This is a genomic window from Chroococcidiopsis cubana SAG 39.79 (assembly GCF_003991895.1).
Lineage (GTDB): Bacteria > Cyanobacteriota > Cyanobacteriia > Cyanobacteriales > Chroococcidiopsidaceae > Chroococcidiopsis > Chroococcidiopsis thermalis.
Genome location: NZ_RSCK01000011.1, coordinates 132,860 through 140,207, shown reverse-complemented (window position 1 = coordinate 140,207; position 7,348 = coordinate 132,860). Strand labels below are relative to the sequence as shown.

Annotated in this window: 10 protein-coding genes and 1 pseudogene; 9 read left to right on the top strand and 2 right to left on the bottom strand. The window is 45.1% G+C overall.

Annotated features, from left to right (window positions below):
- Positions 1-75 precede the first annotated feature (75 nt).
- Positions 76-405, bottom strand: a pseudogene (locus DSM107010_RS10215) (class I SAM-dependent methyltransferase); the annotation flags it as partial.
- Positions 406-413: 8 nt separating this feature from the next.
- Between DSM107010_RS10215 and DSM107010_RS38305 the strand changes: the two are divergent.
- The 5 genes from DSM107010_RS38305 to DSM107010_RS10195 all read left to right on the top strand — a co-directional run bounded on the left by DSM107010_RS38305 (position 414) and on the right by DSM107010_RS10195 (position 4,070).
- On the top strand, positions 414-557 hold the full coding sequence (locus DSM107010_RS38305; protein ID WP_158631764.1) for a hypothetical protein: 144 nt from the start codon (positions 414-416) through the stop codon (positions 555-557).
- A gap of 327 nt (positions 558-884) precedes the next feature.
- Positions 885-2,075, top strand: coding sequence for a site-specific integrase (locus tag DSM107010_RS10210; protein WP_158631763.1), 1,191 nt, complete (start codon positions 885-887; stop codon positions 2,073-2,075).
- Between the two features lie 92 nt (positions 2,076-2,167).
- Complete coding sequence (locus DSM107010_RS10205) at positions 2,168-2,569, top strand: ribbon-helix-helix protein, CopG family (RefSeq protein WP_106166162.1); 402 nt, start codon at positions 2,168-2,170, stop codon at positions 2,567-2,569.
- A gap of 126 nt (positions 2,570-2,695) precedes the next feature.
- Entirely contained in the window at positions 2,696-2,866 is a 171-nt protein-coding gene (locus tag DSM107010_RS38300) for a hypothetical protein (protein ID WP_181246280.1), read from the top strand.
- Positions 2,867-3,170: 304 nt separating this feature from the next.
- Positions 3,171-4,070, top strand: coding sequence for a hypothetical protein (locus tag DSM107010_RS10195; RefSeq protein WP_106166164.1), 900 nt, complete (start codon positions 3,171-3,173; stop codon positions 4,068-4,070).
- Here the strand turns inward: DSM107010_RS10195 and DSM107010_RS10190 are convergent.
- Positions 4,024-4,338, bottom strand: coding sequence for a hypothetical protein (locus DSM107010_RS10190; RefSeq protein WP_127022884.1), 315 nt, complete (start codon positions 4,336-4,338; stop codon positions 4,024-4,026). The genes DSM107010_RS10195 and DSM107010_RS10190 overlap by 47 nt on opposite strands.
- A gap of 394 nt (positions 4,339-4,732) precedes the next feature.
- On the opposite strand from DSM107010_RS10190, the gene DSM107010_RS10185 reads away from it, so the two are divergent.
- The 4 genes from DSM107010_RS10185 (at position 4,733) to DSM107010_RS10170 (ending at position 7,281) form a co-directional block, all read left to right on the top strand.
- Entirely contained in the window at positions 4,733-5,428 is a 696-nt protein-coding gene (locus DSM107010_RS10185) for a hypothetical protein (RefSeq protein ID WP_106166165.1), read from the top strand.
- 110 nt (positions 5,429-5,538) lie between these two features.
- The gene (locus DSM107010_RS10180) at positions 5,539-5,703 is read left to right on the top strand and encodes a plasmid mobilization protein (protein ID WP_127022880.1); all 165 of its coding nucleotides are present in this window, start codon (positions 5,539-5,541) and stop codon (positions 5,701-5,703) included.
- A 42-nt stretch (positions 5,704-5,745) separates the two neighbouring features.
- Entirely contained in the window at positions 5,746-5,949 is a 204-nt protein-coding gene (locus DSM107010_RS10175; RefSeq protein WP_106166166.1) for a hypothetical protein, read from the top strand.
- 96 nt (positions 5,950-6,045) lie between these two features.
- Positions 6,046-7,281 carry a hypothetical protein gene (locus tag DSM107010_RS10170; RefSeq protein WP_106166167.1) on the top strand — a complete coding sequence of 412 codons (1,236 nt, stop codon included), beginning with the start codon at positions 6,046-6,048 and terminating at the stop codon, positions 7,279-7,281.
- Positions 7,282-7,348: the final 67 nt, after the last annotated feature.

Sequence of the window (7,348 nt, the reverse complement as noted above, 5' to 3'; positions counted from 1 at the left end):
GAGAGTGGTTGCTAGCATGATTAGAAGTTGAAAAACCTCTCTTCTATACTTACATCCTTACTTGTTTAGGACTACCACAACAGCATCAAAATGACCCAAAGATGGTAGAGGATCGTCTAAATTGTGAGCTATTATCTCTACTGTTTCATCTTCAGCAAAACGCTGACGAACCGCTTCTAGCATTGTCGGAGAAAAATCGATCGCCACGCTTTGAACTTGCGGACGATCTATTTTTAACAAACCCAGCAAACGACCATCCCCCGTCCCCAAATCGAGAATTCGCTCTACCGTTTTTGGCACTTGTTCTAACAAAACGCCTTCTCCCTCAGTCCGATGGGGAATTTTGTCTGCTTTCGCGAAATACCATAAAACGTGGTCAGCATTAGTCCAGAGATTTGTCTGCATTGTAGGGATTGGGAATTAGGGACAAGGGGGACAGGGGAGACAGGGGAGACAAGGGGGACAGGGGAGACAGGGGAGACAGGGGAGACAAGGGGGACAGGGGAGACAAGGGGGACAAGGGGGACAGGGGAGACAAGGGGGACAAGGGAGAATAATAACCAACTACCAACTACCAACTACCCATTACCCATTACCCATTACCAACTACCATTGAACCTATTTCCCCACCGATAATTCAACAGCTGATAGATTATAAACAAATATAAACATTTCTCAGATAGGACAATATTCATGCGTCTAATCCTCATGACTGGTAAAGGAGGAGTTGGGAAAACTTGTAAGCGGCTACTGGACTGCGCTGCGCCTACCAGTTTACAAGCATCCTAGCTACTCTCAAACAAGCTTAGCTATGAAATGGCTATGAGGCTGTGAGTACCTAATGCCCTCCATCACACATAAGTATGGTAAGCATATATACTCATATGGTGTTTGACATTAGAAAGGTCAAGTGCAAAGTAGGCATTGAGGACTCACAAGGGAAGCTGAGGCTGAGGCTCCCAAGGGAAGCAGTAGGAGACAAGAGCAAGAGGTACATCAGCACTGGCTTAGACTCCACCACAGAGAACTACAAGAGAGTGCAACAGGTAGCTTACACCATTGAGGAGAAGCTACTTTCAGGTGAGTTAACATCTGAGGTTTTACAAAGCTTAACAAACTTCAAGCCCAAACTTCTTGTACTGCCAACTCCACCAAAGCTTACTCCTGTTGAGCTGTGGCAGTTGTACTCTGAGCATAAAAGAAGTCAAGTAGCACAAACCACATTCATCAAAGAGTACCAAAAGAAGTTTGCTAACCACATTAAAAAGCTGCCTAGCAATGCCCTAGAGAATGGTGCTGCTACTAGAGACTTTCTGCTTAAGACAACAACAGCAGACACAACCAAGAGAGTGCTGATGCGCCTGAATGCTGCTTGTGAATGGGCTGTTGAAACTAAGCTCTTAACTACTAACTCATTTGAAGGGATGGCAAAGGACATTAAACTTAACAAGCACTACCAAGAAAACATCAACCCTTTCACCCTAGAAGAGAGAGAAGCCATACTCAAAGCTTTTGAGCAAGCCCCTAAACATAAGCACTACTACAACTTTGTGCGCTTCCTCTTTCTCACAGGCTGTAGGCTTGGTGAAGCCATTGCATTACAGTGGAAGCACATCAATAAAGACTGCTCTATAGTGACTTTTGCAGAAAGCTATGACTCCCAGCTAGGCATCAGGAAAGACACTAAGACTCATAAAGTCAGGAGGTTCCCTTGTAATGCTGCACTAAGAGAGTTGCTCTTGAGCATCAAGCCTGCTGAAGCTGCACCAGATGACGTTGTTTTCCCTTCACCTACTGGCAAGCCCATAGACAGCAACAACTTTACTCACCAAGTTTGGAAAGGCTACAGCAGGAAAGACAGAAAGCAGTATAAGGGTTTAGTCACACAGCTAGTAGAGCAAGGGCTAGTAGAGAGCTACAGACCCCCCTACAACACCAGGCATACATTCATAACCATGTGCATAGAAGCTGGCATGACAGCACCACAAGTAGCAAAGCTGGTAGGCAACAGCCCAGAAGTCATACTCAAGCATTACTGTGGCTCTACCTTAAAGTTTGATGTTCCAGTGGTCTAACTACTTACCTTTTGGGGATGTACTCATACTAGGTTTGATGGTATAAGACAAGTGAGCTATATGCAGTTTCAGAGATAACCCGTTTCTCATCTATGCAGCAGATGCCAAGAAAAACCATAGACCTAGTAGAGCTAGAGCCAGAAGACCTAGAGCTGTTGGCTAGGCTGGCAAAGGAAACAGGCAAGTCAGTCAACCAACTTATCCTAGAGTCAGTCAGGGCTACTTACGGTGTTAGCTGTAGCAGAGAAAGAGAGAGAGATACTACTGCGGCTGTAGTTAAAGCTATAGGGGTTCTCAACGTCCAGATAGAGATGATGCGGGCAGTAGTGGAACTCCAGGGCAAGCAGATACGCTCACTCTCAGGCACAGTCACAGGCAGCGCCACAGGTAAACGTATAAACTCAGCGTTACATGAAAGGGGTGTAGATACAGAACGTCAACACGCCGGAAGAGGGAACCATAAACGCCACACTAGAAGCCAAGAGACTACCTGATGTGATGTAAGACAGACACGGGAAAAGCAAGTTAAGTGAGGCACAGTACCTCAAAGTCTTTGAGTATAGCCACTTACCTATAAGTGTGTATAAACAAGAAGTCACTACTCCATGCCACTACCGCAAATGCTCAAAGAAGTTAAAAACTCAGCTTTCATTTTTAGAGCAAGCAAGAATGAGCTTGAGACAATGAAGCTACACACCAAGTTAGCAGGCTATAAAAATGTGGCTGACCTGGTTAGAGCTGGCTTGCTCATGGTAGAGCAGGAGCTTAAAAACCAAGGCAGGCTTCCCTAAAAAGCAGACAACCAACAACATTCACTACAACAACAGCCCCTTTATGTGCAAGAGCATAAGGGGTTTTGTCATTAGTGCAGTTGTGGGCTTTGTGCATTTATATGGTCAAAGTCACAACAACCCTAGCTTCCCACCTTGTCTAGACAAGCAGCACATACAAACATTCACAAACCTTTTGGTGTGCAGTATGTAGGCTGCTCTATACTCCCTTCCCCCTTGTAGTTTTAGTACTTTCAGAAGGTGAGAGCTGCTTTAAAACTCACCATTACTACTAGGTATATACCTAAAGCAAACACCTAATGCCATGACTACTAAACCAGAAGTTTACACTCCAGATGAACTAGCCAACAAACTTAAACTTTCAGCAAAGGTCATTGCCAACCATGCCCTACAGCTTGGTATACTAGTGACATTAGATGATGGAGAGCAGTATGTAGAAGTTGCTGACATTGGCAAGCTACTCAAAGCCCTCAAGAAAAACTATGCTCAAGCATTAAAAGTAGATGGAGTTAGTGAGAAACTACAGAAACTAGCTGACTATGCCTTAGAGCAGAAAGCATTAGTCAAAGCAAGAGAAGAAGCTAGGCGCTTGAGGGAAGCAGAGGAGCAGCAGCAAAAAGAGCAGGAGCAGTTAAGGAGAGAGGAGGAACTAAAGCAGGTTGACCCTGAGACTGGTTTGCCTGTCAGACTCATCAGCTTAACCAAGGCTGTGCTTGACCCTATGAACTTTCATTGTGGCACATACAGTTTTTTAAGGCAGCTCATCTATGCTGTAGAAGCTAACATCAAGATGGAAGCCCCACCAAAGGAACTACATGAGCTATACCCTGATAAATGGGAAAGAGATGACAGCCCACAGTTAGGAGACAAGCGCAGCAGGAATGGAAAACTTAAGCGCCAAGACTTTAGAGGCTTGCACAACTACAGTGGCAACAAAGAGGATGTGAGCTTCAGTTTGAATGATGCACAGAAGGCGGTGTTTTTTGACTACCTGCTCAGTGAATGCACTTCTGCTGGTCTGGCTTGTCCAGCCAGCCCTGACTTGGCTGAAACTTTAAGAGTCATAGCTGCTGTTGACAAATGGGAAGTTCCTTTGACTGTGCCTATGCTTGAAATGCTGAGGCTTGAGGGCATCAGGCTTAAAGAAGAAAGGAGAGCTAGGCTTGAGGCATATACTCTTCAAGCTCAAGCAACAGCTCTTTAGCCCTTTGCCATCTTGGGCTAGTGGTGGCTTTCTTTGCTTCCTGTTGCCATAGCTCCAGTAGCTCCCTTGGCACAGCCACTAGTCTACCATCTGGTCTTGCTAGCTCCTCCAAGACTTCTGTTTTAGTTTCACAACCATGAATGTCAGCTAACTTCTGTAGGTGGCTTGATGCTGCTTCTGTGAGCCTAAAGGATGCTAGTTTTTTCTTTTCACTCCAATGGTTCCTTGGGTTGCTATGAGAGTAACCACTACTGTAAACCTTAGCCATTATGCCTTTCTGCTATATATGACCTTGTATACATACATAAGTATAGCATTAGGTAGGAAGTTTCATGTATAAAACTTTTCACATCTTATATATATAACTACTGAGCTTCATTCCCCCCTTCACAACTTCCTACAATGACTATGCTCTTGTGCTTGCTTTGCTCCCACTACTTTGAGTGCTTACTTTGGTTGCTGCTATGCCTGATGCTTGGATGCATAGCTTCTGCTTCACAAAGGGGTGGGGAGAGGGTGGTAGATGAAATGTGGCTCCCTGAACTTGTGCCACTGAAAGAAGGTGTCACATATACCTTGACAAAACATTTAATGTCATGACATAGTAGAGACATAGATGAGAGAGGACACCTCTTCACCACCTCCCATCAAAAGAGTTTCAAATGTCACAACTAAGCTACAAGCAACTTCAAGGCAAACTGAAAGCAGTTAAAGAACAAGGCTACCAACTAAATGTCAAACTCAATGCAAAGCAAGAAGCACTTCAACTTGAATGGGAGCGCATCAGTGCTGGCTTGGAGACACAGGTACAAGAGGCATTGACACCATCAGCAGCAGATGAGCTACAGGGCAATGACCAGCAGTACTGCAACTTCTTTCCTACACCCAACACCCAAGAGGTTAACCCTCAAAGCTGCTATACCACAGAGTTCAAAGGAGCAAAGCTGTTTGTCATTGGTGGTGCTGACTACTTCATGCATGAGGTAGACCAGTGGCTAAGAGACAACCAAGGTGCTGCATGTGAAGTCAAGCTCACAACTGAAAGCATTGAAGCTGCTGAAGCTAAAGCAAGTTTGTTTGGTGGTGGCTTTGAGCTACCAGTAGTAGCAGCAGAAACTCAAGTGCATTTAACTTCTGTGCCTTCTATAGTAGGCTTGCTAAGCTTACTGTTGGCTGTGATGCTCCTCTTAGGCTTGAGCATATGCTCTAAAGCTTGGCTAGGCTTGAAGGCTCTAGCATTGGCTACTGGTGAGCCTACCTGCACTCAGGCTGCACAGAATGCTGAGTGGTTATATGGATGCGCCTTGGCATTCATTCAAGGGCTGGCTGTGCCAGACCAGCAGGGGGGGGCTTTTTAAAGTTGTGATGGTGTTAGGGTGAGGGATGGACAAAGCATAGACAAGCAACGTTCCTCACCACAGCTAACCAAGCAACAATAGCACCACCAAAAGGAGGGAGAGAAGGCTATATGACAGACCAACAAAAGAGAGGCAGAAAGTTTCAAGTGCGCTTAAGTGAAATGGAGCTGGAGATGCTGGAGTTAGCAGCAGCAAGACTAGGTTTGTCAGTGAGTGCATTTATTAGAACCACAGCCATTCAGCAAGCAAGGGAAGAGTTAAGCAAAGAAGAGTAAGAAACCATTGAGTTCATCACAACTGAAGAAGGACTTGAAGCAGTGGTGTTTCATCAAGTCATGGCTAAAGACCAGTTTGAGCAGCTAGTAGAGTTTGCTAGAGGCTTAGGCTTAGCTAAGAAGGAGGCAGACTTGCAAGAAACAGTCATAGGGGTGGAAAAGCATCTGAAGGGGTGGGCTGATGACATGGGAGATGACCCAGACTACTACTACAGTGATGGCTGTCAAAGCCAGCACATCAGCTAGCAGCCACTAAGCAGAAAAGCAAACAGCCCTCCAAAGCTAGCAGGCTAAGGAGGGCAAACCAAAACTTCATCATTATATACAAAGGAAACAGTAACAATGGAAAACGCAAACAGAGCAGAGGCATTAGAAAGTTTAAGGACAGAGGCATTAGCTCTAGGCTGCGCAGAAGCAAAGTTAGATGAAATGGAACGCCAAACGCTAGAGATACATGTGAAAAAAGTCTCAAGCGCACTACCACAGAAAGCAGAGGAGCCACAGAGAGAAGACCTTGACTTAGAGAGCTATGCTGTAACTGACATCTACGGAAACTCAGTGACAGAAAAAGACTTGGAGTGCAGAGAGTTGAAAGCTAAAGAGCATACAACATTTGAAACACAGCCCTGCAAACGCCGCAGAGCTGCTGCTATACCCGCACTCTATGCGTTTGAAGTACCACAGAACATAGGACGCATGACGCTTTACAACGGCTATAGCATGAGGACAACATCTAGCTACAGCAAGAACATCATAGATGACTTACGCAAAAGCATAGCTGACTTTGATGGAGAGGAAAGAGAGCCTACAAAGTATGAAGTAGCACAAGCAGTAAAGAAAGCTAACCACTTCTCTGAGCGTTTCCTAAGAAGTGCGCGTGATGAAGTAGGTAGAGCTAACCTCTTAGTTGAGTACGGCTTCTTTCCATTCCTAGACTCTTCAGAAGATGTGAGTCAGCACGTAGCAAGAAAGCAAATGTTGAAGTCAGACCAGGTAGATGCCTGTGTTGCTGGAAAAGCGGTTGAGTTTAAGTGCTTTAAAAAGCTTTATGAAAGCTGCGTCATAGAAGAAGAAGAAGACGGAAGCACATACATCTTTATGTGCAGTGCCTACAGCAAGAAAAACCAAGTAGCTGCGCGTGACTACTATATACTCACGTATAAAGACTTTGCCAGCAACGCTTGGCTAAAGAAGATGCTAAACCGCACAGTAAATGTGAACAGACCAGTGGTAGTCCCTATAGAGACTGCACATACCATAGAGAGAGTATGGACTGACTCTCAGCGTGGGGAGGAGCTAGGAGTCTTTGTTAACGTTAAAGACTTGCTACCGTGGGACATCTTCATGAGTGAGTTGCGTAAGCATCATAACACACAGAAGACAAACTCTAGACAGCTAACAGAAGTGGAAGTGATGAAGCTAATGTACCCGCACTTAAAAACAGAAGCAGAGCTTAAAGTGCTTCATCCTTCCATGAGCATTGCACAACTCAGGGCGCTCTACCATAATGAGCTGTTAGAACCACAGCTTGAGAAGCTAAGGCAAGAGCAGAAAGTGTCAATGAAAGATGAGTGGTAGCCATGCCTTTTTAAGGGCGCTTTGGCTTTACTGCTGAGGCGCTTCTTTCTTTTACGTGACGCTTCAA

Coding starts and splice junctions, on each gene's coding strand:
- DSM107010_RS10210 (WP_158631763.1), top strand. CDS start 885: ATGGTGTTTGACATTAGAAAGGTCAAGTGCAAAGTAGGCATTGAGGAC.
- DSM107010_RS10205 (WP_106166162.1), top strand. CDS start 2,168: ATGCAGCAGATGCCAAGAAAAACCATAGACCTAGTAGAGCTAGAGCCA.
- DSM107010_RS38300 (WP_181246280.1), top strand. CDS start 2,696: ATGCTCAAAGAAGTTAAAAACTCAGCTTTCATTTTTAGAGCAAGCAAG.
- DSM107010_RS10195 (WP_106166164.1), top strand. CDS start 3,171: ATGACTACTAAACCAGAAGTTTACACTCCAGATGAACTAGCCAACAAA.
- DSM107010_RS10190 (WP_127022884.1), bottom strand. CDS start 4,338: ATGGCTAAGGTTTACAGTAGTGGTTACTCTCATAGCAACCCAAGGAAC.
- DSM107010_RS10185 (WP_106166165.1), top strand. CDS start 4,733: ATGTCACAACTAAGCTACAAGCAACTTCAAGGCAAACTGAAAGCAGTT.
- DSM107010_RS10180 (WP_127022880.1), top strand. CDS start 5,539: ATGACAGACCAACAAAAGAGAGGCAGAAAGTTTCAAGTGCGCTTAAGT.
- DSM107010_RS10170 (WP_106166167.1), top strand. CDS start 6,046: ATGGAAAACGCAAACAGAGCAGAGGCATTAGAAAGTTTAAGGACAGAG.